Source organism: Streptomyces sp. NPDC058470 (assembly GCF_042721055.1).
Lineage (GTDB): Bacteria > Actinomycetota > Actinomycetes > Streptomycetales > Streptomycetaceae > Streptomyces.
On the sequence record NZ_JBHXMF010000002.1, the window covers coordinates 51459 to 78037 of the forward strand.

General features: G+C 67.3%; 26 protein-coding genes and 1 pseudogene. 7 read left to right on the plus strand and 20 right to left on the minus strand.

The window, feature by feature from the left end; all coding sequences use genetic code 11:
- Window positions 1-371: hypothetical protein (locus ACFWP7_RS01595; RefSeq protein WP_384374261.1), on the minus strand; the 371-nt coding region annotated here is incomplete at its 3' end.
- 307 nt (window positions 372-678) lie between these two features.
- Between ACFWP7_RS01595 and ACFWP7_RS01600 the strand changes: the two genes are divergently transcribed.
- A complete protein-coding gene (locus ACFWP7_RS01600; protein ID WP_384374264.1) occupies window positions 679-1692 on the plus strand; it encodes a chitinase in 1014 nt (337 codons plus the stop codon).
- A gap of 18 nt (window positions 1693-1710) precedes the next feature.
- On the opposite strand, the gene ACFWP7_RS01605 is transcribed toward ACFWP7_RS01600, so the two are convergent.
- From ACFWP7_RS01605 to ACFWP7_RS01620, 4 genes are all read right to left on the minus strand, one after another.
- Window positions 1711-2157, minus strand: a complete 447-nt coding sequence (locus tag ACFWP7_RS01605; RefSeq protein WP_384374267.1) for a hypothetical protein — start codon at window positions 2155-2157, stop codon at window positions 1711-1713.
- Window positions 2158-2178: 21 nt separating this feature from the next.
- Complete coding sequence (mqnC, locus tag ACFWP7_RS01610; RefSeq protein ID WP_384374270.1) at window positions 2179-3378, minus strand: cyclic dehypoxanthinyl futalosine synthase; 1200 nt, start codon at window positions 3376-3378, stop codon at window positions 2179-2181.
- A gap of 71 nt (window positions 3379-3449) precedes the next feature.
- Window positions 3450-4319 carry a prepilin peptidase gene (locus ACFWP7_RS01615; protein WP_384374273.1) on the minus strand — a complete coding sequence of 290 codons (870 nt, stop codon included), beginning with the start codon at window positions 4317-4319 and terminating at the stop codon, window positions 3450-3452.
- Window positions 4316-7285 (minus strand): BTAD domain-containing putative transcriptional regulator, encoded by a 2970-nt coding sequence (locus ACFWP7_RS01620; protein WP_384374276.1) that lies wholly within the window; start codon window positions 7283-7285, stop codon window positions 4316-4318. Before ACFWP7_RS01620 ends, ACFWP7_RS01615 begins: the two co-directional genes overlap by 4 nt.
- Before the next feature lie 323 nt (window positions 7286-7608).
- Here ACFWP7_RS01620 and ACFWP7_RS01625 point away from each other — a divergent pair, with 323 nt between their 5' ends.
- Window positions 7609-8250 (plus strand): hypothetical protein, encoded by a 642-nt coding sequence (locus ACFWP7_RS01625; RefSeq protein WP_384374279.1) that lies wholly within the window; start codon window positions 7609-7611, stop codon window positions 8248-8250.
- A 2-nt stretch (window positions 8251-8252) separates the two neighbouring features.
- The gene (locus tag ACFWP7_RS01630; RefSeq protein ID WP_384374282.1) at window positions 8253-9317 is read left to right on the plus strand and encodes a hypothetical protein; all 1065 of its coding nucleotides are present in this window, start codon (window positions 8253-8255) and stop codon (window positions 9315-9317) included.
- Window positions 9318-9331: 14 nt separating this feature from the next.
- Here the strand turns inward: ACFWP7_RS01630 and ACFWP7_RS01635 are convergent, their stop codons facing one another.
- Entirely contained in the window at window positions 9332-9739 is a 408-nt protein-coding gene (locus ACFWP7_RS01635; protein WP_384374283.1) for an ATP-binding protein, read from the minus strand.
- A 238-nt stretch (window positions 9740-9977) separates the two neighbouring features.
- On the opposite strand from ACFWP7_RS01635, the gene ACFWP7_RS01640 reads away from it, so the two are divergent.
- On the plus strand, window positions 9978-10829 hold the full coding sequence (locus ACFWP7_RS01640; RefSeq protein ID WP_384374286.1) for a helix-turn-helix domain-containing protein: 852 nt from the start codon (window positions 9978-9980) through the stop codon (window positions 10827-10829).
- Window positions 10830-10837: 8 nt separating this feature from the next.
- A complete protein-coding gene (locus ACFWP7_RS01645; RefSeq protein WP_384374289.1) occupies window positions 10838-11041 on the plus strand; it encodes a DUF397 domain-containing protein in 204 nt (67 codons plus the stop codon).
- A gap of 88 nt (window positions 11042-11129) precedes the next feature.
- Here ACFWP7_RS01645 and ACFWP7_RS01650 read toward each other — a convergent pair.
- The 7 genes and pseudogenes from ACFWP7_RS01650 to ACFWP7_RS01680 all read right to left on the minus strand — a co-directional run bounded on the left by ACFWP7_RS01650 (window position 11130) and on the right by ACFWP7_RS01680 (window position 20178).
- A pseudogene (locus ACFWP7_RS01650) lies at window positions 11130-11588 on the minus strand (transposase family protein).
- Entirely contained in the window at window positions 11504-11875 is a 372-nt protein-coding gene (locus tag ACFWP7_RS01655; protein ID WP_384374292.1) for a transposase family protein, read from the minus strand. The pseudogene ACFWP7_RS01650 and the gene ACFWP7_RS01655 overlap by 85 nt, the downstream one beginning before the upstream one ends.
- A gap of 470 nt (window positions 11876-12345) precedes the next feature.
- On the minus strand, window positions 12346-12648 hold the full coding sequence (locus ACFWP7_RS01660; RefSeq protein WP_384374295.1) for a hypothetical protein: 303 nt from the start codon (window positions 12646-12648) through the stop codon (window positions 12346-12348).
- A 60-nt stretch (window positions 12649-12708) separates the two neighbouring features.
- Window positions 12709-13038 (minus strand): transposase, encoded by a 330-nt coding sequence (locus ACFWP7_RS01665; protein ID WP_384374811.1) that lies wholly within the window; start codon window positions 13036-13038, stop codon window positions 12709-12711.
- Window positions 13039-13238: 200 nt separating this feature from the next.
- A complete protein-coding gene (locus tag ACFWP7_RS01670; RefSeq protein WP_384374298.1) occupies window positions 13239-13706 on the minus strand; it encodes a winged helix-turn-helix domain-containing protein in 468 nt (155 codons plus the stop codon).
- 496 nt (window positions 13707-14202) lie between these two features.
- Complete coding sequence (locus ACFWP7_RS01675; RefSeq protein ID WP_384374301.1) at window positions 14203-14664, minus strand: SMI1/KNR4 family protein; 462 nt, start codon at window positions 14662-14664, stop codon at window positions 14203-14205.
- 63 nt (window positions 14665-14727) lie between these two features.
- Window positions 14728-20178 (minus strand): DUF6531 domain-containing protein, encoded by a 5451-nt coding sequence (locus ACFWP7_RS01680; protein ID WP_384374304.1) that lies wholly within the window; start codon window positions 20176-20178, stop codon window positions 14728-14730.
- Between the two features lie 986 nt (window positions 20179-21164).
- Between ACFWP7_RS01680 and ACFWP7_RS01685 the strand changes: the two genes are divergently transcribed.
- Together ACFWP7_RS01685 and ACFWP7_RS01690 are read left to right on the plus strand one after the other, a co-directional pair.
- A complete protein-coding gene (locus ACFWP7_RS01685) occupies window positions 21165-21638 on the plus strand; it encodes a hypothetical protein (protein WP_384374306.1) in 474 nt (157 codons plus the stop codon).
- A gap of 57 nt (window positions 21639-21695) precedes the next feature.
- Window positions 21696-22034: a hypothetical protein gene (locus ACFWP7_RS01690; RefSeq protein WP_384374309.1), complete on the plus strand. Its 339-nt coding sequence runs from the start codon at window positions 21696-21698 to the stop codon at window positions 22032-22034.
- Between the two features lie 15 nt (window positions 22035-22049).
- Here ACFWP7_RS01690 and ACFWP7_RS01695 read toward each other — a convergent pair whose 3' ends face one another.
- From ACFWP7_RS01695 to ACFWP7_RS01725, 7 genes are all read right to left on the minus strand, one after another.
- The gene (locus ACFWP7_RS01695) at window positions 22050-22724 is read right to left on the minus strand and encodes a hypothetical protein (protein WP_384374312.1); all 675 of its coding nucleotides are present in this window, start codon (window positions 22722-22724) and stop codon (window positions 22050-22052) included.
- A gap of 137 nt (window positions 22725-22861) precedes the next feature.
- Window positions 22862-23398, minus strand: coding sequence for a hypothetical protein (locus ACFWP7_RS01700; protein WP_384374315.1), 537 nt, complete (start codon window positions 23396-23398; stop codon window positions 22862-22864).
- Entirely contained in the window at window positions 23395-24759 is a 1365-nt protein-coding gene (locus tag ACFWP7_RS01705; protein ID WP_384374318.1) for a putative T7SS-secreted protein, read from the minus strand. The genes ACFWP7_RS01700 and ACFWP7_RS01705 overlap by 4 nt, the downstream gene beginning before the upstream one ends.
- Window positions 24756-25067 carry a hypothetical protein gene (locus ACFWP7_RS01710; protein WP_384374320.1) on the minus strand — a complete coding sequence of 104 codons (312 nt, stop codon included), beginning with the start codon at window positions 25065-25067 and terminating at the stop codon, window positions 24756-24758. Before ACFWP7_RS01710 ends, ACFWP7_RS01705 begins: the two co-directional genes overlap by 4 nt.
- Window positions 25068-25120: 53 nt before the next feature.
- Complete coding sequence (locus tag ACFWP7_RS01715) at window positions 25121-25588, minus strand: pilus assembly protein TadG-related protein (RefSeq protein ID WP_384374323.1); 468 nt, start codon at window positions 25586-25588, stop codon at window positions 25121-25123.
- Window positions 25585-26046, minus strand: coding sequence for a TadE/TadG family type IV pilus assembly protein (locus ACFWP7_RS01720; RefSeq protein WP_384374326.1), 462 nt, complete (start codon window positions 26044-26046; stop codon window positions 25585-25587). The genes ACFWP7_RS01715 and ACFWP7_RS01720 overlap by 4 nt, the downstream gene beginning before the upstream one ends.
- On the minus strand, window positions 26046-26426 hold the full coding sequence (locus tag ACFWP7_RS01725) for a TadE family protein (RefSeq protein ID WP_384374814.1): 381 nt from the start codon (window positions 26424-26426) through the stop codon (window positions 26046-26048). The genes ACFWP7_RS01720 and ACFWP7_RS01725 overlap by 1 nt, the downstream gene beginning before the upstream one ends.
- Window positions 26427-26579: the final 153 nt, after the last annotated feature.

Here is a 26579-nt window from a genome sequence, read left to right on the forward strand (position 1 = left end):
GACGCGGCTTCGTCCGTGGGTACGTCGGTGGGCGATGCGGTGACGGGCTGCGCGGCCGGGGTTCCGGTACGGGCCACGCCGCCCGGCAGCTGCCCGTGACCGCCGGTCCCGGGTGCGCCGGCTGTCTGGCCGCCCCTGAAGGGAATCAGCGCGGAAGGGGTCACCGAGATGCCCCAGCCCATGAAGGCCATGCCGAGCACGACCGCGTACCCCAGGCAGACGACACCGAGGAGAGTGCCGATCCGGCGCAACAGCCGTGATCTGCGCCCGGAGTTGTCGACGAACACGGGACCGTCCGCGGCCCCGTTGCCACGTTGCTTACGGCGGCCACGCACAGTGGTGCGGTTTTCGATGACGGACTCGGATTGCATTCCCCAGACATTAGGAGGGATTTATGTGTCAAAAACTCGGGTTCCCATGTGAGGCACCAATGAGAAACGCCTCAACCTGTCCGTTACCTGAGAGAATCCATAAGCATCCTCCCAGCTCGGGGAGGTTACATATAAACCTTATGCACCATTTTCACAACCGATTCACCCGATTTGTGAGCACTTTCCCATGACCTTCCTGTGCCCTTCCTGTATTCAGGATTCACGGTCGGATGTGACACCTTTCCATTGCGGAAACGCGCTTTGTTTCCATCCTGAGACAGAAATCACGAGAGCGGGTGCATGCGCAATGAGGAGTTTCCTGAAGCAGGCCGCCGGGCTCGTCTGCCTGGTGGCTCTGGCCTGTGCGGGGTGCTCCTCTGGCGGCAACGACGGTTCGGGCACGGCCTCGGGGGCCGCGTCCTCCCCCGCACAGAGCGAGTCGTCGTCCACCTCGTACGCCCCTTATGTGAGCGCCACGGACGCCTCCGCCACGGATTCCGCCGGGTCCCCGACGACGTACAACCTGGCTTTCGTGATCTCGGACGGCAGCGACTGCACGCCGACCTGGAACGGCACGTCCGCGATCGACGACGCGGCCGTGAAGTCCCGGATCTCCGCGCTCACGGAGTCCGGCGCGGACGTCCGCGTCTCCTTCGGCGGGGCGGACGGCAAGGAGCTCGCCGAGACCTGTGACAGCGCGTCCGCACTCGCCGCGGCCTACGGCGCCGCACTCGACGCCGCCGGCTCGACCCAGGCGGACTTCGACATCGAGGGCGACGCGCTGACCGACGCCGCCTCGATCGCGCTGCGCTCGGAGGCGATCGCCCTGCTTCAGAAGGAACGCACCGACCTCCAGGTCTCCTTCACCCTGCCCGTGATGCCCTCCGGCCTCGACGCCGACAGCCTGGCACTGCTGGAGTCCGCCAACGACAACTCCGTGGCGGTCTCCACCGTCAACATCATGACCATGAACTACAGCAGTTCGTACGACGGTGACATGGGCGACTACGCGATCACCTCCGCCAAGGCCGCCCACACCCAACTGGCCGACGTCTTCGGCCTCTCCTCCGAGAACGCCTGGTACGGCCTCGCCCTCACCTCGATGATCGGCGTCAACGACGTCGACAACGAGACGTTCACGCTGTCCGACGCGGCACAGGTCCGGACGTTCGCCGACGAACAGGGGATCGCCTGGGTTTCACTCTGGTCGACCTTCCGCGACCAGCAGTGCGAGGACGGCTCGGCGAACGACGACGCGGCCACGGACTGCAGCGGGGTTGCGCAGAGTGCGGGGGCGTTCGCGGAGGCGTTCGCCGGATGACCTCGGGTCACGGATGATTCAGCGACGCCGGTGCACCAGGCGCCCCGCGCACACGGTGGCGATACAGGCGCCGTCCGCGTCGAACACCGCGAGGTCGGCACGTCCGGTGTCGGCGATCGCGGGCTTCTTCGTACGCGGGAGTACGGCGACATCGTTGCGGGAGGCGGCGAGACGCAGGTCGCCCGTGCCGGCGTACTCCGCCAGTACGGCGGTGGCGCCCGACTTCAGTACGGCGTGCAGGCGTTCGCGCGGTGACGGCGCCTCGGGCAGCGGCCCCTCGTGGACGAGGGCCGGCCCGAGGACCCCGGGCCAGTGCCGCACCCGCGCCCCCGGAAACCGCTCGCGCAGCTCGTCGAGCGTGCCGACACCCGCGATGCGGTCACCCTCGACGGCGACCCCGGCGTCCTTGAGCGGCTCGCCGTCCCAGGCACGCCGCACCTCGTCGGCGGCATGAATCGTCAGCACGGCTGAGTCAGTTCTCGGTTGTCAGTTGGACGCGAGCAGCTTCAACTCGGGGTGTGCCGTGCCGCCCTCGATCGCCGTGGACGAGATGTGCGAGGCGACGCGCGCGTCGACCGGGTCGTTCGCCGGGTCGTCGTGGACGACGATGTGCTCGTACGTCGTGGTCCGCTGCGCGGGCACGCGGCCGGCCTTGCGGATCAGGTCGATGATCTCCATGCGGTTGGAGCGGTGCTTGGCACCGGCGGAGGAGACGACGTTCTCCTCCAGCATGATCGAACCGAGGTCGTCCGCGCCGTAGTGCAGCGACAGCTGGCCGACCTCCTTGCCGGTGGTGAGCCAGGAGCCCTGGATGTGGGCGATGTTGTCCATGAACAGCCGCGCGATGGCGATGATCCGCAGGTACTCGAAGAGCGTGGCCTGCGTCTGGCCCTTCAGGTGGTTGTTCTCGGGCTGGTAGGTGTACGGGATGAAGGCGCGGAAGCCGCCCGTGCGGTCCTGTACGTCGCGGATCATCCGCAGGTGCTCGATGCGCTCGGCGTTGGTCTCGCCGGTGCCCATGAGCATCGTGGACGTCGACTCGACACCAAGGCCGTGCGCGATCTCCATGATCTCCAGCCAGCGCTCGCCGCTCTCCTTCAGCGGGGCGATGGCCTTGCGCGGCCGCGCGGGCAGCAGCTCGGCACCGGCGCCGGCGAAGGAGTCGAGGCCCGCGGCGTGGATCCGCGCGATGGCCTCCTCCGCCGACACCTTGGAGATACGGGCCATGTGCTCGACCTCGGACGCGCCGAGGGAGTGGATGACCAACTGCGGGTACGCGGCCTTGATCGCGGCGAAGTGCTTCTCGTAGTACTCGACACCGAAGTCCGGGTGGTGCCCGCCCTGGAACATGATCTGCGTACCGCCCAGCTCGACGGTCTCCGCGCAGCGGCGCAGGATGTCGTCGAGGTCACGCGTCCAACCCTTGGCGGTGTCCTTGGGCGGCGCGTAGAAGGCGCAGAACTTGCACGCCGTGACGCACACGTTCGTGTAGTTGATGTTGCGCTCGATGATGTAGGTGGCGATGTGCTCGGTGCCCGCGTACCGCCGCTTGCGTACGGCGTCGGCGGCGACGCCGAGCGCGTGCAGCGGGGCGTCGCGGTAGAGGTCGAGCGCCTCTTCCGGGGTGATCCGCCCACCCTCGGCGGCACGGTCGAGGACGGACTGAAGGTCGGCCTTCTCGGTCACCGGGAGTGTCCCTTTCATCAGGGTGTGGACAGACCAAGCCAGACTACGCCAGCCTTCTGACAAGCCCGACGTCAGGCCGCGTACGCCCCGATCAGGAGTCCGGCGTACGCCCCCGCGATCAGAAACGGCCCGAACGGGATCGACGTCTTGCGCCCCGCGCGCCGCGCCACGACAAGACCCGCCCCGTACAGCGCCCCGAGCAGGAACCCGGCGAAGGTCCCCAGGAACACCACGCTCCACCCGTACCAGCCGAGCACCGCCCCGAGTCCGAGGGCGAGCTTCACATCCCCGAACCCCATGCCGTTCGGGTTGATGAGGAAGAGCACGAAGTACGCGCCGCCGAGCGCGAGCGCCCCGAACAGCGCGGTCAGCCAGTCCCCCGCGTGCTCGGGGACGGCCGCGGCCACGCCGAGCAGCACCAGGGCCGCCGCCGCGAGCGGCAGGGTCAGGGCGTCCGGCAGCCGCTGCACCTTGAAGTCGACCACCGCGAGCAGTACGCCGAGCGGCACGAGCAGCAGCCAGACGCCGAGTTCGGGGCGGGTGCCTGTGGTCGGCGCGAGGGCCGCGCAGAGGAGGGCGGCGGCCAGGGAGACGAGGGGGGTGTTGGGGCCGTACGACGGCGGGGTCGCGGTTCCGTACGACGGCCCGCTCGTGGTTTCGTACGAGGTCCCGTCCGCGGAGGCCGCCCGTTCCGCGTCTCCGGGCGCCGCACCCGCGGAGGCCGCCCCGGTGCTGCCGGGCGCCGCCTCCGCCGTACAGGCACCGCATCGCGCGAAGCCGAGCCAGCCCTTCGCGAGGCCCGTGATCGGGTGCCCGGCGGGGCAGCTGTCCCGCCATGTCTCATCCGGGTCGACCGCGAGCCGGTACGCGGCTCGGGGCAGCAGCAGCCCCGCCGCCGCGCCCCACACCGCGGCGAAGGCGGCGAGCGCCAGTTCGCTCATCCCACCGCTGCCACGCCACTGCGCCAGGTCGGCAGCAGCTCGTCGAGGAGTGCCTCCGTACGCGGCGGCACCCCGCGGGCGCCGCTGCGGGAGACGAGGTCGGCGGCGAGGCGCTTGAGGCGGTCACTGTCACCGGTCGCGTGCGTCGCGCGCAGCAGTTCGTTCCAGAGGCGTTCGTCCGAAGGAGCCGAGTTCAGGGAGGCGTTGAGGGCCTCGATGGCCTTCTCGGCACGCCCCTTCTCCAGGTGGAACTCGGCGAGCGCGAGCCCGATGTCCGCCACGAGCAGCGGGAGTTGGGCGTCGATGATCTCGTGGCTGAGCCAGCCGTACCGGCCCTGCGGGCGGTCGGCGAGCAGCGGACCGCGTACGAGCACGAGGGCGTCCGTGAGCAACCGCCCGCGCACCGCACGGCTGTTGACGCCCTGCCCCTGCGTCGCCTCGTGGTACAGCGAGCGCAGCACATCCAGATCGGAGACGACCGCCTTCGCGAGCGTGAGCCGCCCGCTCGCGTCGGTGCCGAGTCGCGGCGTGCCGTCCGGGTCGCTGCCCAGCCAGCTCCGCAGCCGCTCGACGAGCGCGTCGCGTACGTCGTCGGTGACCCCGCGCGGCCACAGCGCGGAGGACAGCACCCGCGGGTGCACCCCCTCGCGGTGCAGCAGCAACAGCGCCAGCGCCTCGTGCATCAGCGGGCTGCGCTCACCGTCGGGCGTCTCAAGACCGATGATCTCGTACGGGCCCACAAGCCGTGCGTACACGGCCGGCCGCCCCTGCTCGCTGATGTCGACGAGGAACGGCGGCGCGGCGGCGTTGGTGCTCTCCCGCTCCGGGTCCGCCTCGACGAACAGCTCCACGACCGCCTGCTGCAAGGCCAACGGCAGTGTCTGCGCGTCGAGTTCGAGCCCGAGCAGTGGGGCGAGCAGCTTGCCCCCGGCGGTGATCTCCATCTCCCAGGCGGCGCCCGGCAGATCGCCGCTCTCGGTGCCGACGAGGTATCCGATGCCCAACCGGCTGGCGTCGGCGGCGAGTTCGGCGAGCCTGATGGCGTCCTCGCCCTGCGGTTCGGCCGCGAGCAGTACGAGGTGGGGGGCCCAACGGGTGTGCTGGGCAGGGCCCGTACGCCCGGTGAGGACGGAGTCGTGACCGGCGGCGCCCAGCGCGCCGCGCCGCTGCCGGGTCTCCGCCTCCATGGTCTCAAGCAGCGCCTCGATGTCGTCGAGGTGGCGCAGCCGGTTGGGCGCGAGCGGTGTGAGGTCCTGCCCGAACCCGACGAGCGTGATCGTCATGCGGTCGGACCAGCCGTTGGTGGCCAACTCGGCGGCCACGGAGGCGAAGACACCCGCGCGGTCGCGGTCACTGCCGCTGAGGGAGACGATCCCGGGGACGGACTCGAGGTTGAGCAGCAGCCGGGAGTCGTCCATGGTCCCGAGGCTGACGAGCCCCGGATACGGAGCGGCGGTGTCGACATCCTCGTACCGCTCGGCGTCCGTCCGCGCCAGCATCCAGAACGTCTGGTCCTGCCCGAGCTGCCACGGCGCGGGCGGCTTCCCGGCCGGCTGGGCGAGTTGGAGGTGCAGATCGCCGTTGCCGCTGAGCCAGGCCGCGTAGACGGTCGGCAGCGGCCGCGACTCGGCGGCGAGCGCCGCGGCGAGCCCGCGCAACGACAGGTCAAGAAGGCGTACGCCTTCGGGGTCGGCGCCCACGAGCAGCGCGTCCTGCGCGTCCGCGGCGGTTCCCGTCGGGGTCGGCGGCTCCATCCCGCGGCGCCCGCCGACGGCACCGAGCGCCGACTGCCAGAGCGCCTGGCGGCGCCGGCGTCCGAGCGCACCGAGCAGCCCGGCGGCGAGCAGGGGCGCACCGACGAGGGCTTCGGGCAGCCCGAAGGAGAAGCCGCTGTCGTCGGAGGAGGCCTGAGCGGGCTGCGCCTGCTGCGGTCCGCTCTCGGGCCGCTGCTGGGGCACGTGGATGTGCGCGGTGTCGCGGTCGCCGGAGCCCGCGCCCTGTTGCTGCCCCCCAGTGGCCTGCTGCTGGCCCCCTGCCCCTGTCTCTGCGTACTCCTGGATCTGCCGCTGGGCCGGCTCCGCGGCCTTGGGCGCCTCGTCGGGCATCTCGACGAGGTCGCCACCGCGGGCATCGGCGGGCATCTCCAGGATCCAGCCGGGCCGGATGAGACTCGCCTCCGACAGCTTGGAACCGTCGGGCTGCGTACGGTCCTTGTTGAGCTCGTAGATCTCCTTGTACCGGCGCCCGTCGCCCAGATGCCGCTCGGCGACCTCCCACATCGAGTCGTGGTGACGGCCCTCGGGCGGCTGGATCCGGTAGTACTTGGTGTCGCCTTCCGTGGCGGTACTGGCCCCGCTCTCGGCGTGCGACGCGGCGTTGGCGGCCTGCTCGGCGATGGCGGCGGCCGCGTTCGAGGCGGCCTGCTCCTGCTGCTGCCCGAACAGCCCGCCCGGCGTCTGCTGAGCGGCGGCGACGGTCCCCCGCTGGTTCCCCTCCATGCTGTGCCCGAGCTGCGAGAGCCCCGGCGTGAAGCTGGCCGCGGTGGCGCCCACGAGCAGCAGCGCGGCGACGAGCTGGCGCGCGAGCAACTGGCTGGGCCCGGCGCCCGGTACGCGGTTCGGCAACCCCACGCCCGACAGCGCGGCCTTCACCTCGACGAGCACGCAGGCGGTGAACTGGGCCCAGGCGAACCAGACGAGGACAGTCAGCACGTTGAGGAACGTGTCGACCGTGATCTCCTGCTGCAACCAGTCCAGCGTCGGAGCCCCGCTCGGTAGCGGCCACCCCATCTGCGTCGCCAGCGCGCCGGGCACCCCGACCAGCAGCACGACCAGGGCGAGGAACGCCCCGAACGCCTTCCCGAGGTCCCCGAACGTCCGACGACGCCGGGGCAGGGGCTGCGGCGTCCGATTCCTCGGACCCGGCGGGCTTCCCGTGGAGCTTGAAGAAGTGGTGCGTCGGGCCATGGCGGGTGTCCTGGGGTCGTGTGTGGAGGGGGTGGGATAAGGGGGGCGTACTGAGCCTACTGAGATCTTATGTTTGGCGCGGAAGACCAACCAGGGGGTGGGTACCGCCACCCGGCACGTTTCCTCACCTTCTGCCCGCTAAGCCCGAGTTGCCCGTCCATTCGCAACCTTCGCGCCGCCCACCCTCCTCACCATTCGCAACCGTCACACCACACTTCTCACGGCCCTCACACAATCCCCCACCACCGCACTGATCCCCTCTACTCACCCTTGATAGTTTCGTTCTCTGTCGCACACAGCCGAATCACTGGGGGAGCAGGCCCGTGGCCCGTCGCACCTTGACCACCGCCGCCATCGCGTTCACCGCGAGCACGGCCCTGTTGCTCACCGCCTGCGGCGGAAGCGACGACTCGTCCTCGGACGACATCAAGGGGGCGGACACGGGGACGAGCAGCCCGTCGGCCTCGACCTCCGCATCCGCCGCGTCGGACGCGAACCGACCGGACATCAAACTCCCCGAGACCTTCCAGGCGGACTTCGAAGGCTGGACGAACAGCGACCCCGAGCTCCAGACCGCCCTCAACGACGGCAAGGAGCGGCTCCGGGCCTCGTACGCCGCGATCATCGACGGCGATCCCGAGGCCGACTATCTCTCGTACTACAGCGGAACAGCGGCCATGAGCACCGGTTCCGCGTGGGTCAAGGGTTACAAGGGCCTGACGATCACCGGTGAGGTCAAGGTCTACGACCCCGAGGTCACCTACCTCGGCGACGCGAAGACGAGCGCCACGCTCTTCTACTGCGTTGACGAGAGCAAGGGATACAGCAAGGACCTCAAGACCGGCGAGACCGCCGGGACCCCGAAGGGTGAGTCCCCGAAGGTCCAGTACCGGACGAGCCTCGGGAAGCAGTCGAACGGGGTCTGGAAGACCTTGACGGTCGAGACGGAACCGGGAGGGTGCTGACGATGGCCACGACCCGCAAGGTCCTGCGAACCATGGTCGCTCCTCTGCTACTCGTCACCGTTCTCTCTCCATCCCCGGCACTCGCCCTGGGCAAGCCCGGGCACGAAGGCCAGCCGAGCGGTGGCTCAGAAGACCAGAGCGTGTACGCCTCCGCCAAGCACTCCCAGATCAAGATCACGTACGTGAAGGGCGGCGACGGCGGCAAGAAGGGCAACCTCGGGACGGTCGACCCGAATTGGGAACCCCCGGCGTGCTGGTACGAGCCTGTCTTCACCCCCGAGGGACTCAAGAGGTTCGTGGACGAGACGGACGGCAGCGGAGACGTCGGAATCCACCAGTCCTGGTTCGGCAAGGAGCTGTGGACCGACCACTACCAGGACAGCAAACCCGAGCCGAACATGGACGACAAGATGACATCGGCCCCGGGGTACGACAACTACAACATCGGCAAGGACGGCTACTTCTGGCGGAGCGTCGCCCCCGACGACAGCGACCCGAAGTCCTGGGACTGCGGCCTCATCATGTTCTGGCAGGACGCCGGCCAGATCCCGACCGTTCCCCACGCCCCCACGGCCCAGACCCTCGCCGAGTACGCGTACGACAAGGTCAAGGTCCCCGACACCGAGATCGAGCTGAAACCCGAGGCCAACTCGACCGTGAACCTGCCCACTTGGGTCTGGCTCGACAAGGGCACGTTCCAGGAGGTCAAGGTCCGCGCCGAGTTGCCGAACACGGGCCTCTGGGCGGAGACCACGGCGAAGCCGGTGAGCCTCCACCTCGAACCCGGGACGGGTGACGCCGAGACCTTCCCCGCCTCCGGCGAGTGCAAGATCAACGACGACGGCTCCATCGGCACCCCGTACACGACGGGAGACGCCGACAAGTCCCCACCCTGCGGCCTCACTTACCTACGCGCCACCGACGGAAACCCGTACGAACTGAAGGCCTCCGTCACCTGGCAGATCACCTGGACCGGCTCCGACGGCACCGGCGGCGACCTCCCCGACGGCACCTTCGAGACGACCCAGGACATGAACGTCCAGGAGATCCAGTCGGTCAACCGCTGAGCGCGAGCCGCGCATCACGCGGCTCCGAGGTCGCACCAGACGTACTTGCCGGTGTCGCCGCCCTGACGAAGCGGATGCCAGCCCCAGTCATCGGCGCAGGCCCGGACGAGCGCGAGGCCGCGGCCCGCCTCCCCGTCGGGGGCAACCGCCAGATCGTACGGCGGCGGCACCGGGCTGGCGTCCCACGCACCGATGCGGAGCACTCCGTTTCGGTGGTGCAGGCGTAGGGCCGCGGGGCCCTTCGTATGCCGTACGGCGTTGGAGACCAGCTCCGCCGCCAGCAACTCGGCGACGTCCGCGAGGCGGATCAGGCCGTGCATCGTGAGGACCAGCCGGACGGTACGGCGGCACACCGTGACGGCACGGGCGTCGTGGGGGATGTGGAGTACGTACTCCCAGGGTTCGTTTTCGTTTTTTGGCACGGGTGAACTCCCTTTGGGGTGTGCGGAGTTGAGGGGGCACGGCGGGGCGTGGGCGGTGGCAGTTTCACGGCCGTCACGGCATGACGGGGTGGTGCACTTCCGGGGTCCCGAGGTCCCGCAGTGTGTGCGTCGCGTCACTGACGGTATGTCTTAAACTTGCGACCGCCCAAGCCGTTCGCATAGCCTGACACCCGAACGAGGCACACCAGCAGGCGAGTTGGACCAGGAAGCTGGGCACATGGCAACAAGGCGACACCCCACCGCTCGACAGCTGCGGCTGGGCGCCGAACTGCGCAAACTGCGGGACGCCGCGGGCCTGAAGGCCACCGAGGCAGCGACCCTGCTGGGAGCGAATTCCGCCCAGATGAGCCAGATCGAGGCAGGCGTCGCGGGCGTGAGCGAGGAACGCGTGCGCCGCCTCGCCTCGCACTACTCCTGCGCTGACGACGAGTTGATCGACGCGCTGGTGGCATGGGCAACGGACCGCACGCGGGGATGGTGGGAGGAGTACCGGGGCCTGCTGCCCACGCCTTTCCTGGACCTGTCCGAGCTGGAGCACCACGCCACTTTTCGGTGGGATGTGGATTTCCTTCATATCCCGGGTCTCTTCCAGACGGAGGAGTACGCCCTCGGGGTCTTCTCACACAGAGTGCCCGAACTCCCCCGGAGCGAGCTCGCCTTGCGTATTGAGCACCGGATGAAACGGCGCACCATCATCGACGGCGCCCAACCCATTCCCTACAAGGCGGTGGTGCACGAAGCGGCACTGCGCATCAGGGTCGGCGACCGCGCCGCATCACGTGCGCAGCTCGACCGGGTCCTAGAACTCTCTGAAGCGGACCACGTGACCGTACGGGTCATCCCCTTCGACCTGGACCGATTCATCGATGCCGGAAGCGCGATGGTGTACGCGGGCGGCGCCGTCCCCAAGCTGGACACCGTCGTACGGGATGCACCGCATGGCTCGGCCTTCGTCGATTCCGAGGCTCAACTCAGCAGCTTTCGAACGCTCTTCCGTAGAGTGGAGGGTGTGTCACTCGAACCCGCACGGTCGCGTGACTTCATCCACAGGCTGACGAAAGAACTGTGAGGCGCGCCATGACGAACCCGTACAACTGGCAGAAGTCATCCTTCTCCGGCGGCGGCGACGGCAACTCCTGCCTCGAACTCGCCGCCGGCCCCGCCGCGATCCGCCTCCGCGAAAGCGACACCCCCACCACTCATCTCACGACCTCCGCCGTTCCCCTCGCCCAACTTCTCCGGGGCATAAAGACCGGCATCCTCATCACACCGCCGACGTAACTACCCCGGAACCAGCCGAACCACAGTCACCACCCCAGGCATGGTCGACCCGTTGACGCAGAGGAATGCTGACGACTCATGAGGTCTTTCAGCGTTGCCGCTCCATAGTGAGGACGGCTGCTGCGATTGACGTCATTCGATTCGGGCTGCATCGGGCTTTGCGGAAGATCCGCCATGACTTCAATCGTGCGACGCCGCGCTCGACCGGTGCCCGCGCTGCGGACACGCCACAGTTGACGGTTTGCTGGGTTGGCGTGAGATGGCGCCCCGGCGGGCGCCCAAAGGGTGCCGTCGCTCATGGGCCGGCCTCCGGGTAGGCACGGTGAGTGGATCGGGATGCCCTGGCGTTCGCAGATCCGGATGATCCGGTGGGTGCGGACCGCGTCAGGTTGTGCGCACGGCCGGGCAGCGCGGGCGAGATCCACAGCAACTGGCCCTCCGGATCGGTCACCAACTGCACGTTCACGCCATGTCGGCGGGGTTTGTGGGAGTAGTCGGCGCGGCCGTCCCCCAGGCAGTCGCACTCCGCGAGAGTGCCGTCGACCAGGACGTAGTCGGTTCGGTCTCGCGCGGCGCCTTGAGCAGGCCCGGTGCACGCGCGGCGAGCAGGCTGATTACCGCGGTGATGTAGGCGTGGGCGGTGCCCACCGAGATACCGAAGCCAACGGCGATCTGGGCGAGCGTGTCGTGCCGGCGCAGGTACACCAGGGCGACCAGCGCACGCTGGTGCGGCGGGAGCTTGCAGCGCCGGTCACCTTCGCGGGCGACGATGAGCATCGTGAGCCACTCGACCAGGGCATGAGGTAGATCGAATGCGGCAGAATAGGGAACCAACGCGGCTCCTGTGCCTGTGGATTGAGACTTCGAACACCTCCCCCAACGGCACGGGAGCCTCGTGCGTTGCGCACCCCGTCGGCGTCACCCGATCAGTGGCCGTACTGAAAACGCTCACTTATTCCCGCTGAACTTGAGGACTCTCGAGGCATCTGCGCACCTCTATCGAGCCATTGTGGGCGGAACGAGCGAAGGCTTCCCGATCCTAGACGAGGAGTCCGGAGCAGCGCGGGTGGCAGACCCCGCAGGAAACCGACCGGCACCACGCGAATGAATCTGCCCGGAGGGAAGGTCGAGTCGTCAGTATTCGTCATCGTCTGAGTCCGGCACGGCCGCCCAGAGCACTTCGTGCCACCGACGACGAACCCCACTACTGGTCACGAGAGGATCGGCCGTAATTTGTCCAGAGCTACTGAATTTGAACTCGTGATGTCGGCCCAGACTCTTGCCGTGATGCCAAGACGGTTGCTCTACGATTCTGTGCTTGCCAGGCGTGAGGCGATGAGCCCTACGAAGTGCTGGAGGACGGCGAACGGCAACGTTTGTGTTGCGTCGAAGTAGACCTCTGCGGGCTTCTCCTCCTCGGGCGCGTAGACAAGCACCGTCACGGCTGCCGGCCCTGGAGCCGGTGAAGCCGACATGGAAGGGGCTCCACCCGGAACCATGCGGGCCTCGCTGAGCTCGTAATGTGTCATCCGGCCCTCGTCCGCACCTGTCTCGGTGGTGAGGGCGCAGAACAGATCACCGTCGTAGTCCCAGGTCAGCAAAGACATGGCGATGATGCTGCCATACCCGGTTCCGTCAGTGGTTCGGCATTGGCATCGCCGCGTCCGTCAAGGGGCTGGATCGATGCTCAGGCCGGTGCCGACGAGGCAGCCATCGACTACATCAGGGCGGTACTGGATCTGCTTGAGCCGGCGTTTCACCGTGCGGGTGATCTGGCCGAGGTCGGCCGCGGCGAGGTTGCCCAGGTCTCGCTTGACCAGTGCCCAGATGCCCTCCTGTGGGTTGAGGTCAGGTGCGTAGGTGGGCAGTTGGAACACGGTGAGCCACTCGGCGTTCGCGTCGATGAACTCGCGTATGCCGGCCGTCAGGTGGAGGCCGACGTTGTCCCAGACCAGGACGATCGGGCCGCCGAGCTGGATGCGGGCTCGGACGATCAGGTCGCGGAAGTCGCGCCAGCCGAAGCCCTTCGGTTCGTCCTTGCGGCCCCGGTACTCGCGGACCCCCTAGATCAGCCGGGACCGCCGGCCTGGTTTGTAGCAGGCCATGCCTGCTATCGACACCCGCCCGGAGCCGCGGCCCCGCACTCTCACGACGGGGGTTTGGCCGATCCGGCCCCAGGTCCTGGCGCGCGGCGGAGTCATGGATTGCCCGGCCTCGTCCTCGAAGACGATCCAGGCCCCGCGCTCCGCCGCGGTGCTCTTACCCGCGGCCAGGTCTCCTTCTTCCACACCTCGACCGCGTCGTCATCGCGCTCGATCGCGCGCCGAGCGGGCTGCTGCCAGCTCCAACCGTGCCGCTTCAGCAGGCGCCAGGTGCCCTCGACCGTGTAGGGGACGTGGAACAGCCGGCCGATCACGGTTTTGATCCGCGCGAGCGTCCACCGCTGGTCCACCCACCCGTGGGCCAGTGGGCCACGCTCCAACTCACGCTCCAGTTCGGCGATCTGGGCTTCGCTGAGCCGAGGCCTTCCGGGCGACCCCTTCGACAGCAGCCCGGCCTCGCCCTGCTCTCGCCAAGCCCGGCGCCAGCGTTCCACCGACCGCACATCAATCCGTAGCGCAGCAGCGATCTCCGCGTTCTTCTGCCCGACCTCGAAACGCTCCACGGCATGGAGTCGTAACCGCTCCCGCGCTGTCTCTCGGCGTCGGTCAGCCCGCCGCCCTGCGCGTACCTCACACCCCAGGGCTACCGGCGCCGACAGTCGACCGTCAGACGAACGGCACCGACATCACCCGATCAAGTTCAGTAGCACAACACTGATGCGCGTCTCGATGAGAGCGTCACCGTTGCGGGCAAGGAGGCCACCGAGGCGGACTGGAAGCCGTTATTCTCTGCGGCGAAAGGAAGACGACGCCCAGGAGCTGCTGGATACCGGGGAACTCGCCTAATCGACCACGTAAGCACGTCGTCAGCGCGCGGGGCCGGGTGCGAGGACTCGGGCATGTCCTGAGCGACCGCGCCCATAGCACTCGCCTCAACTCCCTGCCAAGTCGGGGCCCAGTTCGGCGACGTCGGCGGTGCACTGGAAGTCAGGCGCTCCACCTCACCAGAACCCAGTTCTCAGCCAGACGAGTGGGTCCGCTAATGTCAAGCGGCGGAAATTACACCCCACCGACCTGCAATCCCCGTTTCGCAACAAATGTCAGAAAGTCTTCCGCTTCATACTCAATATTTCCATTTTCGTGATAGATGAAGCTGACGTGATCCTGACAGGTTCCATCGAGCGCCTCGAAACCCCACCAATCGCCAGTTCCCACCGGGGCAACGGCAACGAATTTTGAGCCGAAATTCTCACACCGACTCACTGATAGAAGATCGTCACTCGCGCCATCAAGTGACACGACCGGCAGCAACTCAACGTAGTCGAACATGCCGCCGCCGTAGCGCTGCATGAACTCCCTGTATTTTCGGGGAAGTTGGACCCCCAGTTCCACCTCGGCTCGATCGAGGTCAGCCTCAGTGGCTCGCAGCGACTCGAATGCTTTCATGCCATTGGCGATCTCGAGTGCGGCATTTCTCGCCTGCGCATCAGCGAAGTGCGCGGCGAAATCTTCGAACTCCATCTTCTTCTCCAGTGCCCTGTCGTGGGTGGGGGCCCTTGTCGGGCGCCCCCATCCGAGACTAGATCACTTGGGCCAGTTGTCGTACCAGTTCTCAGGGCCGTACAGCCCCCAGCCTTGTTCTTGTGATCGGTAGAACCAGTGCAGCTGGGTGTCCTCAGCACGCATATCCTTCGTCACGCCCTGATTCCATTGATTCCGGTGCAGATCCGTCGCAGGCCCACGGTGCACGGTGCGGTCCAGTTCGTGGATAGCAGAGCCCGGCATCTGGTCCGCGTGGTGAATCTCAATGTTGTTCCCCAGCCGTTGCGGGCCCAACCCGCGAGACCCACGCCAGATGTCGGAATTGGTCCAAGGACCCTGATGGCGGATGGGAACATCCGCCGGTCCGGCTCCTGTGCCTCCCGCAGCCCGGGACCCGTAGTTGGGGATGCCGTACCCCGGTGCATATGCGTGCACAGTGATCTTGGGAGGGAACAGCCGCTTGAATCCACCCTTGAGGGCACCCAAAGACGGCCCGATCAGGCTACCGAGCCCGCCAGTGAGTGCTCCGATGAGGAGGTCGAGTGGGGTGGTCGGCTGACACTGGGCGGTGTTGACGACCCAGGTGAAGCCCATGCCGATCGCGGCGTCGGTGACAACCGTGACAGCAAGGGCGCGGCCGCCCGACAGGCCCAGGCTCGTGGCGAGGCCGGCGCCCGCGGGAGCGAGGAAGCCCGCACCGGCGCCGATGACGGCCCCGGTGGCGGTGGCGGCGGCGAAGTCGCCCCAGTCGAAGTCGTCCTGGTGGGTGAGGGCGTAGACGCCGCCGCTGACGACGGCTCCGATGCCTGCGCCGATGCACATCGGGCAGTTGCCGGTGGGGTCGGAGAGGTTGGCGGGGTCGTTGTCGGCGTAGTTGTAGGCCGACTGGTTGGGGCTGTCCGCTGCGGCGGGGACCGGATCCTGCGTGGTGAAGCGGCCCTGAGTGGTGTCGTAGGAGCGGGCGCGCAGGTCAAGGCGGTCGGGGAGGTAGGGGTCTTTGTACTGGCCGGTGTAGCCGTAGACGCTGCCTTGGCCGCCGGTGATAGTCGCGGTGCCGGTGGCAGTGCCCCAGGTGCTGTAGGTGTAGCGGTAGTTGTCGACGCCCGCCGCGTCATAGACGGCACTGACGGAGTTCTGGCGATCCTGCGTGAAGTAGTAGGTGCCGGTGGTGCGGTCCATCGAGCGGGCCGTGCCGTCGGGGTCGTACTGGTAGTCAGCCAGCAGGGCACCGGTGGCATCGGTGTCGGTGGCGATCTGCGGCAAGTCACCCGAGATGTCCCAACGGGATGTGCGGATCAGGGCGTTGTTCTTGTTGGAGACGGTGCGGTTGCCGTCGGCGTCGTACAGGAACGAGAAGCTGTCGGCGCCGATGGTCGCGGACTTGACGCGGCCGGCCGGGTCGTAGGCGTAGGTGCCGTCGTCGTCCTTGGTCTGGTTGCCGTCGGCGTCGTAGGTGTAGCTGGTGACGGTCGTACCGACGGTGGTCGACAGCAGTTGGTCGCCGACGTCATACGCGTACGCCGTGGTGGAGGTGGAGCTGCCTGCGCTCTTGAGGTTGCCGACCTTGTCGTAGGTGTAGGTGGTGCCGGTGGTGCCGGTCAGGCAAGAGGTGGCCGAGGTGTCGGTGCAGGTGCGGGTCATGCGGCCCGCGTCGTCGTAGCCGTAACGGGCCGGGTATCCGGTGCCGGCCTTGTCGGCGACCAGGCGGTTGTTGTCGTCGTAGGTGTAGGTGTTGTTGATGGTCGGCGTGGTCAGCGTGGTCAGGCGGCCGGCCTCGTCGTAGGTGCGGGTCTCGCTGCGTGCCGTGGTGGTGGGGAGGGTGACCGAGGTGAGGTTGCCCGCCGGGTCGTAGGCGTAGTTGGTGGCCTTGCTGTTGGTGGTCTGGCTCTTGGTCCGGCCGACCTTGTCGTACGTGTAGCTGGTGGCCCGGCTGTCCGGGTACGTGCGCGACTTGAGGGTGTCGTCCGTGTTCCAGACATAACTGAACGGCTTCGTGGCACCCGGTGACGTGATCGAGAGGATCTTGTCGTCGTTGTCGTAGGTGAGGGTGCGGCTGCCGGTCGCGTCCGTGACACCGGTCAGCCGGCTCGCGTCGTCGTAGGTGTACGACTCAGTCGCCGTGCCGTCGGAGTAGGCGATCTTGGTGGGCAGGTTGCGGGCGTCGACCGTGGTGGTGACGGTCTGCGCGCGGGCGTTGGTGACCTTGGTGCGGTTGCCGTCGAGGTCGTACTCGTAGGAGACGGTCTTGGACAGGGGGTTCTTGACCGAAGTCAGCTGGCCCTCGGCGTTGTAGCCGTAGGTGCTGGTGTGGGTGTTGGCGTCGGTGGTGGTCTCCAGGAAACCGGCGGTGTTGTAGGTGAAGCCCGTGGTGCCGGTGTCCGGAGCGGTGACCTTCTTGGCCCGGTTGAGCTCGTCGTACTCGTAGACGGTCGACTTGGTGCGTGCGTCGGTGACCGTGGCGATGTTGCCGACGGCGTCGTAGCCGGTCGACTGCTTGTGGCCCAGCGGGTCGGTGACCGAGGTGGGGTTGCCCGCCGGGTCGTAGCCGTAGGTCCAGGTGTACTTCGCCGGGTCCGCGCCGGAGACGTTGCCGCGCGGGTCGACGATGCTGGCCAGGTTGCCGTCGTCGTCGTAGCCGTACGTGATGCGCTCGGCCTCCGGGGAGACCTCCGCGCTCAGGTTGCCGTCGGCGTCGTACTCGTAGGTGGTGAGGTAGCCGGCCCAGGTCTTCGACGACAGCAGACGGTCGCCGACGTCGTAGGCCAGCGTCATGCCATGGCCGAGGCCGTCAGTGGTCTTGGTGACGGAGCCGTTGTCGTCATAGGCGACGCTGCGCGTGTGGCTCAGCGGGTCGGTGACCGACAGGGGCTGGTTGTCCGCGTCCCAGGTGAAGGCGGTGGTCTTACCCAGCGGGTCAGTGACCGTCTTGCGGTTGCCGACCTTGTCGTAACCGATCGTCCAGGTGTACTTCGACGCATCCGCGCCGGTGGCGTTCCCTCGGGCGGACACGACCTTGATCTGGTTGCCGGCCTTGTCGTACTGGTAAGTGGTGGCCGCGCCCAGGCGGTTGGTCTCCTTGGCCAGCCGGCCCACCGGGTCGTAGCCGAGACTGGTCTGCTTCAGCACCGGATCGGTGATCAGGTTCAGCCGGTCGGCAGCGTCGTAGCCGTAGGTGGTGACCCTCTTCAGGGCGTCCGTGACCGTGGTGAGATTGCCGACCTCGTCATAGCCGTAGCCGGTGGTGTATCCCCGCGCGTCGACGACCGTCTTGGTGCGGTCGGCATCGTCATACGCAAGGGCGGTCGTGTACTTGGCCGGGTCCGCGCCACTGACATTGCCGCGTGGGTCGACGGCCGTCTTCACCCGTCCCGACGCGTCATAGGTGTAGGTCGTCTTGCTGCCCGTCGGCGTGGTGACGGATGTCAGGTTGCCGACCGCGTCGTACCCGTACTTGGTGGTCTTGCCGCGTGCCGTGGTCGACGTCTCCAGCAGCCCGGTGGTGGCGTTGTAGAAGTTGGTCGATATCTTGCCCAGCGGGTCCGTGACCGTGGTCAGCTGGTTGTTCGCGTTGTAGCCGAAGACGGTCTTGTTGTACTCACCGTCCCAGTAGGCGGCGATATTGCCGTTGCTGTCGTACGACCACTCCTCGTCCGACGCCGCGTTCGACCAGCGCTTCAAACGGCCCGAGGTGTCGAACGTCCACTCGGTCTCGCGGACCTCCGCGTCGACCGCGCTGGTGCGGTTGAAGAACTTGTCGTAGCGGTAGTAGCTCTTGTTGTTCAGCGGATCGATCTGCGTGAACAAGACGTTCTTGTAGTAGACGTCCGTCCACACGCCCTGGTCCGGGGCCGTGACATCAACCTGATCGAACACGCCGTTCTTGGTGTACGCGAACGTCGTCTTCTGGTTCAGCGCATCCGTCTGCGACGTCACGCGGCCCTGGGCGTCGTACTCGTTGAACGTCACCTGCTTGCTGCGGGCGTTCGTGACCTTGTTGACGCGGCCGGAGGTGTCGTAGCCGTATGCCTCGGTCTTCCCGTCCAAAGACGTCACACCGGTCAAAAGGTCGCCGGTGTAGGTGTAGTCGACCACCCGGCCATCGGCCAGTGTCACCTTGTCCAGCCGGTCACCGGTGTAGGCGAGTGCGGCCGCGCGCCCGGCCGCATCCGTGATCGTCGTCGGCTTGCCACCGGTGTAGGCCAGGGCCAGGCCACGCCCGATACCGTCCTTCACCGCGGTCAGCTGACCCGCGGCGTTGAAGCCGTACGTCGAGTGGTCGGCTGTGGTCACCTTGTAACCGGTGCCATCCACAGCCAGTTTGGAGCGGGCCTCCGCGGGAGCGGTGAACGTCCCGTCCGACTTCTTGGTGTAGGTGTGCCGGGTCCCGCCCTCACCGATCAGGACCGCGTCGCCGTCGGACTCGAACGACAGCCGCGTCTCCCACGGCAGCTGCCATCCCTTGCCCAATGCGCCGGTGAGCGTGTTGTCCGAGGAGTAGACCCGACCCACCGTCAGCGGCACTCCGGGAGCAGCGACCTGAGCATCGGTGAACGCCTCCGTGAACGCACCCGTCGCCGTGTTCACCGGGTCCGCGCGCATCACCGTCGTACCCGCCGAACCACTCACATCCCCGCACACCGCACTGCACGCAGCACCTTCAGGGAGGGCCGGGACGATGTAGAACATGTTGTAGGAGCCGCAGGACTCCGTGTCCGTGGGATCGTCCGTGACCGTGGTGCAGACCCAGACGGTGTACGCCGGGCCCTGCTGCGTGCACTCCGTCGCCGGAACCGTGAACGTCGCGTTCACCACCGGGAGCACCACACCCGTGCCCAGCGTCGGCGCCTGGACCGTCTGCCCGAAGTCGAAGTACTGGATGTCTTCAGTGCTCAGCCGGCAGCCGTAGAAATCCACCTTCCAGCGGACCTTGACCGGGTGCACCTCACCAGTGACACCCCCTGCCTGGTAGATCCCGGCCGACAGCTGCAGCGGCTCACCCTGCACAGCGGCGCCGATGTGGTTGCCCAGCGCCATCAGGAATCCGCCCTGCTGGGCCGCCGTGTTCCCGAACGGGTCGGCCGTCACCTGCCACAGAGCACCACTCGAATACGACGCCGCGGCCGCATCCGCGCCAGACGTGTAGGAGGCAGGGGTGACTCCAGAACCCGAACCGACAACGTTGTCCGTGGACTTCGGTCCAACGGCGCTCAACTGCCGCTGATTCTGCTGATGCAGCTCGATCTGCGCGGACGTAGCGGGATCGCTCTTCGTAGCAGGCAAACCACGCGGCTCCGTCGCCTCCGCGACGCCCTCGGTCTGCTCCCGCCGCTCCTCCGGCGTCACCGCATCCTGGTGCGCCGCAGGCTCCGGCCCCTGGTACGAGTAGCTGGTACCCCCGACGGACTCATCCGCAGCCACCCTGATCAGCCAGCCACCGCCCGCGACCACGGACAACACCAACACCACGACCAGGACACGCAAACGCGCAGACACAGATGCCAGCACTCCCCACTCCTCTCACGCTGTGCACACGAGGCGACACACCTCGCACACAAGTCCAAGATCCTGGAGCGTCCGTGATCCGCGATCAAGAGGGGGCGACAAGGTTGACTGATTGTCATGCTCTCGACCATCACGTGGCCGATGCCCAGTAGCCCTACACGATCAGGCACTTGGGAGGCACTCGGACAGGAATGGGGCTCAGACGCCAGCCGAGTACGTGGCGTGATCTCGTCACGCGGCGAGAGAGAAACGACGACGCCGGAGGCTCGGGTTCAAGCACTCGGCACGCACACACTTAGGAAGCATCTCGCCGTCGCCGCCACGACCTTTGGCGCCGACTCGGAGTTCACCATCCACTCACGCCAAGATGATCATTTCAAGCCACAAGCAATGTCTGTTTGCCCGGCCGAGGAACCGGGCATGGATTTACGCCTCTTCCGCCGCCGGGATGCTACGGCACTGCTTCTCCCCTGCATAGAAACGGAAGCTCATGTGGCTCGGCAGCTCACTCACACAGAAGGGAACTCCGGATCATTCACGCCACCGAACCATCTGAAACCATCCCGACAGGCATCGAATGAAGAAGGGGGGCGACCGTCGCGCAGGAATGCTCACAGGGCGTTCAGGCAGCGGCGCGCGATCCTGCCTACTTGTGGGTCTTCTTCTCATCCCCTTGAGTTCGTAAGAACGCCTTCGGGACGGGCGGTCCTGGGCAGACATGCAGGAGACTCGCATCAGGCAGCAGGGGCGGCGCATGCTGCTGCTGATCCGCCCCGAGCCCTCCGGCACGGGAGCTAGGCCGGCGAGGCGGTCGGTCGGGGCTGCCGAAAATGGTCATGTCGCCGCCGGCGTTGACGATGAAGTCGGCTCCCAGAACGGCGCCCGAAGCCAGGGCTTCGACGAAGAACCCTGGCACCCCTTTTGTGATCATGTGAGGGTGACGGCGGCGGGACGGTGCCTCTACCGTGTGGACTTACGTGCCAACGCGCTCCGTGAAGATCGCCAAAGACACGCACGACTCCGGACTCCGGCGCCATCTGCCCGGTTGCATGGCCGAGAATTTCGACGACGGGTCCCGGATGGCGACCCTCACGGTCTCCGTCCTCGGCGCGAAGAATCAGCAAGGCGTGGCCCTGTCCACCGACCTGCAGGTGATCGCCGAGAGTCTGCGTGCCATCACGCCCCGCCGCGAGGGCGACGCCTGGCGCAAGGTCACGACCGTCGAGATCCCCGAAGTCGGCCCCGCGGCCCGGACATTCGGTGTCGAGGACGTACCCGGCGCGCAGGGCGACACGCGTATCCTTCGTATGGCGCTGACCCAGACGTACATCCCGGTCCCGGGAACCACCGACCAGGTCGTCCTCGTCTCCGGGGCCAGCCCCGTGCTGGACCTGGCCGAGGCGTTCCACGACATCTTCGACGCGGTGACCGGAACGTTCCGCTTCGTCTGACGAGTGACGGGCACAAGCCTTGACGATGCTTGACGACCGACCTTGGGGGGACCCGACATGGGCAACGGCAAGAGTGACCTCGCGCTCCCGCTGAGCGAGCTGGAGGACTACGGAAGTCGGCTGCGGTCCATCAAGACCCGGATGAACCGCACCAAGAAGCTCTTCGAGTCCTACAAGGAAGACCTCGGCGACAACACCGTCTACGACGCCCTCGACGACTTCGAGTCCGGCTGGGAGGACGGCCGCGAGGACATCACCCAGGCGCTCGACGCCCTCGCCGACATGTCCGACGCCGTCGTCCGCGAGTTCAAGAAACTCGACGACCAGCTCGCCAAGGACGTCTCGGAGGGCGTGAAACAAGGGGGCGAGGGGGGAGACAAGGGCGGCGGCGCGTAAGCCGTCCGGAACGTCTCACGTCCCTGGAGTACCCGATGCCGCCGAGTGCGGATCCGACACGTGGATCCCTGCGCGACGGGCGCGGTCGAGGGCCTGTGGGGTGGCTCCGGCGGCTTCGGCCGACATGCTTTTTCCGTAGCTCGGGCGCTGGTGAATCACGTAGAGGCGTCGGGGGCCCGGCACCGCGATGACGGCGGCGAAGCGGGGGTCGCCGGCGAACCAGACCGTCTTGGCCTGGGCGGTCTTCTCGGTGCTGAAACCGCGCCCAAGGCGTCGCCTCCACCATGCGGACCGAATGTGCACACGCAGGACGACCGGCACCATCTCATCCGATCGCTCGGGGTGAGGGAAACTCAGCCAGACGTCACCCGCGGTCGTGTCGGGAATCGTGCCGATGCCGCTCTCCGGCGCCTCGAACGCCTGCCAGGGATATTCCTGCAGGATGCGGCGGGTGCGGAGGGCCCAGGTGAAGTAGGCGGGCTGGAGGAAAGCCCGATAGAACGAGTAGAGCATCGGGATGAAGAAGAGCCACAGCGTCCACGTGATCGACATGATCACGTACGCCGCCAGGAGGCCCACCCACACGACCGGCCAGATGACCTGGCCTGCGATCGCGCAGGCGATGAGCTTCGTCCAGGCACGGCGCGTCTGCGGGTCGTCCCATGCTGTAGGGGGCTGTGTGGGGGGCATTTCATTCCTCGTCGGGTACGTCAGGGAGCGGGTTGTCGAAGCTGACCGTGCTGGTGATGTCCCGCAGCAGGCTGCGGTAGTCCCGGCTGTGTTCGACCGCCGTCGTGGCCAGCTTCAGGATCGCGATCCGCTCGCCGTCAAGGCAAGGAACGTATCCGGTGACCTGGAGCAGCTGTCTCCCAGTGGCCGTACCCGCCTCCGGTGGTCCGGTCAGGCGCGTCTGTACGAGCGATGCGGGCCCGCAGGGGAGATTCGAGGGTCTCGATGTGCTCGGCATCCTCCGTGTCCGCGACGGCACGGAGCGCGAGGACAGTGCGTGGCATCCAGTCGGTGGTCCGCCAGGAGAGGGTGAACAGGGAAAGCAACAGGCCGCCGTCGCCCTCATCGTCTGTGTGCAGTCCCAGCGAGCAGTGGATGGTTCCGGCCTCCAGGAGCACCTGGGCCATCCGCCGGACCGGAGTGATCTCGGTCAGGAACTGCTGCCGGGAAGAGGGATCGGGAAACGCCCCAAGCAGCGGACGCAGGGTATCCCCCGGGCACGCTTCCTCCGGGCTGTTCCCCGCTTCCGTCAACTCCCGGAGCGGGAGCGCGACGAACCCCGCGGGCAGCGCGAACCAGATGTCCGCCTCCTCACTCCGTGCGGACTCGTCAATCAGGTAAGGCGCGTTGCTCATGACGCTCCCCTTGCGCCGACCAGCAGGAAGTGCAGAGCTCCCGCCGTCGCCGGAAGGTCGACTCCCAGGGTTCTGGGGCCGTCCAGGACATTAGTGACCACGCTCGCCGTGTCATTGTCCAGACTCTCCACAAGGCTTCCGGCCACACCGTAGACAGCTGTTCCGGCTCCCAGGAGAGTCGCAGGTTTGTCGATACGCTCCAGGACCGGGGCCAGTCGTCCGCCGAACACTCTTTGGTGGGCCAGGATGCTCGCGGCGCCTTCGGCAGCAGCGGCCTCCGTCTTGATCGAGGTCCCGATCGTCTTGACCGAGGTCCCGACCTGGGCGATCTTCTGGCCGAGCGTCAGTACCTCACCGACCTCGCCCACCGTCCTGGAAGCCGCGACCAACGCTTCCGGCGCCTTCATGAGGCCCTTGGTCACCGCCCCCAACCCAGGCACCATCCCCAGAAAATCCCCCGCGACCCCCAACGCGTTACCCCAGAAGTCGGCGTCCAGCTCGCCGTTCATGATGCCGTCCTGCAATGACGCCATCACCTCGGGATCGCTGACCCGCAACGCGAACGCCGCTCCGCTGAGCAGTCCCGCCGCGAGGAAGAGCATCCAGGGCGCGATCACGGTGAGTCCCAGGAGCGCGATCACGCCGAGCACGGCCGCACACGCGCTGAGGATGTCGGGCAGGTTCTCGCCCAGCCAGTCCGTGAACTTGTCCCACATACCGGGTTCGTGGGGCGCCAGCTTGTGGGTGGCATCCCCGATGAGACGGGCTCGCTTGCGCGCGGTGGTCTCGTGCTCGGTCGCGAGGGAGCGGGCACGGCGGAGTACGTCGTCCAGGTTCTCCTGGGCTGTGGTCACCGCGCTGTCCGCCTTGGTCAGGGCCGAGTGCGCGTCGTCGTAGGCCCGCCCCTTGTTCTTCTCCAGAGCTGGATCGTTCTCCGCCTTGTCCGCGTGGCCCTGGGCGCGCTCCAGTGCGGCGCGCGCGTCCTCCGCCTCGCCGTCGAGTTTCTTCGCACGGCGTTGGAAGTCCTCAAGTTCCCCGGCCCACAGGTCCAGTTGCTTGGCGGCCTTGCCGACGGAGTGGGCGCCGTTCTGGAGGTTGAGCGGCAGAGGACCGCCGTCGAGTTGCTCTCGGAAGGCGACCGCGGCGTCACCCTCCCAGTAGCTGCCGTCCATCAGCTTCGTCACCTTGGAGTGGGCCTTCTCCATCTCCTTCACACAGCTGGTCAGCTTGTGGTGGAGGGCCCGTACGAGTTCCGTGGCGCCCGGCGCGGGATTGAAGCCGAGGTGGGTGTAGGGGTTCGTGACGCCGGGGTCGGATTTAAGGCCCTGGGGCCGGTCCGCGTCCACGGTGGGAACGGTCACTGCTGCCGCCCCTTCTGCGCCGCCTTCTCCAGGGCCTTCTCCAGAGCGACGTCCACCTCGTGGAAGTCGTCCTTGGCCTTCTTCGTGATGTCCGTGAGGTCCTCGATCTGGTCGGCGATCTCCTTGGCGCCGTAGTGCCAGTCCTCCTGGAACTGGTCACACGCCTTGTCCAGATCGTCCGTGCCGAGGCCGGCGACGCCGGAGTCCCGCAGGGCTTTGTGCAGAGCGAGGAAAGAGTCCTTCGCCTTCGTCAAGTCTGTGTAGAACTTGTCCAGTTCGGTGCCGTCGACCTTCAAGTGGTCAGCCATCCGAGATCCCCGTCCTTGCTCTTCCTGCCCTCGGACACCGACCTGGGGCCGTCCTACCCAACCTCGTTCTCCGCGACCGCCCGCCCACGGACGACCACATCGCCGTCGTAGAACATCCCCGTGAAGATCGGGGAGTAGGTGAGCTGGACCTCGACCTCGACCTGGTCGACGTTGGCGGCGACGCAGTGGGTTGCCGCTATGTCCGCGCCGGACATGCCCATTTCGCGGGCGAAGGCCTGTACTCGGGCGCCGCAGTTCGCGAAGTTGATGGGTGCGGGGCCGCCCGCGTTGTCGTACAGGGCTTCCTTGTCGATGTCCTGGGCGGCGTAGCGCGCGGCCTGTTCGGCTATGTCGGCGGCGCGTTCTCGCTTGGAGATGGACATGCCGCCGTCGATGACGAAGGCCGAGAGGGAGAGGAAGACGAGCGCGAAGATGATGACCGCGCCGGCGCCCGAACCGCGGTCGTTCAGCACCGCTCGCCGAGTGTCGAGCCAGTTCCGTACTACCGGAGGGAAGTTCACGCCGTCCTCCGGAACGGGTCGAGCGGCGAGCTGAAGGTGGACGTCAGCGTCGTGGGTACGTCGAGGCCGAGCATCGCCAGCCCACGCACCTCACAGCTCACCTCGACGGTGAAGATGGTGTCGGGTTCGAAGCCGGCGCTGGTCTGGTTCACCGTCACTGGGCCCGTGCAGACGTCCCCGAGATCCGCCTCCGCGGCCTTCTGTGCTTCGACCATGGCGGTGGCGTGGTCCTTCTGGATCGACCCGGCACGCGCCGCGTCCCGTGCGGCGCCGTCCAACGCCCCGCGCCCGTCCACCAGTTGCCCGAAGGCCACCAGCACGAGGATGAAGAGAATCATCACCGGAGCGAGGATCACCACCTCGATCGTGGACAGCCCCCGGTCCCGTCCGCCAGCAGCGCCGCGCTCGCGGATCCAACGGCTGCAGCGGCTCCAGCGGCTCCAGGTGGGGAAACCCATCAGTTCCCATCCTCCGCTACGAATCTCTCCACCGGCCCCGAAGACTGCGCGTGCACGGTCAGGTCGAAGCCAGGGAACACCGTGGGCACCTTCGCGGTGATCTCCACCCCCACCGTGTTCTGCTCCGGCTGGAGCATCGTCACGTCCGGGGACAGCACGAGCTGCGGGCCGAGCTGCTGGATGTAGCTGTCGACTACGTCACTGGCCTCGCCCCGCCACCCGCCCGGGTTTTCGTCGGCCGTGGCGCGGGCCTTGCGCGCGCCCGCCTGGGCCGCCGCCTGGGCCACGTGGTCCGCGAAGAAGTACAGCGCGAACTGCACCGTCGCGAAGATCATGAAGAACAGCACCGGCGTGAGGAAGACGAACTCGATCGCGGTCATGCCGGAGTCACCGCGGGTGGAGGCGGCTTCTTTGGCGGCCTCCACCCTGCGGCGGACCCAGCGGCTTACGCACACGAGCGGTTCTCGTTCTTCCGAAGTGGACGGGTGGGCGGATGGACTGGTGGGCGGGTGGGCGGATGGACGGGTGGGCGG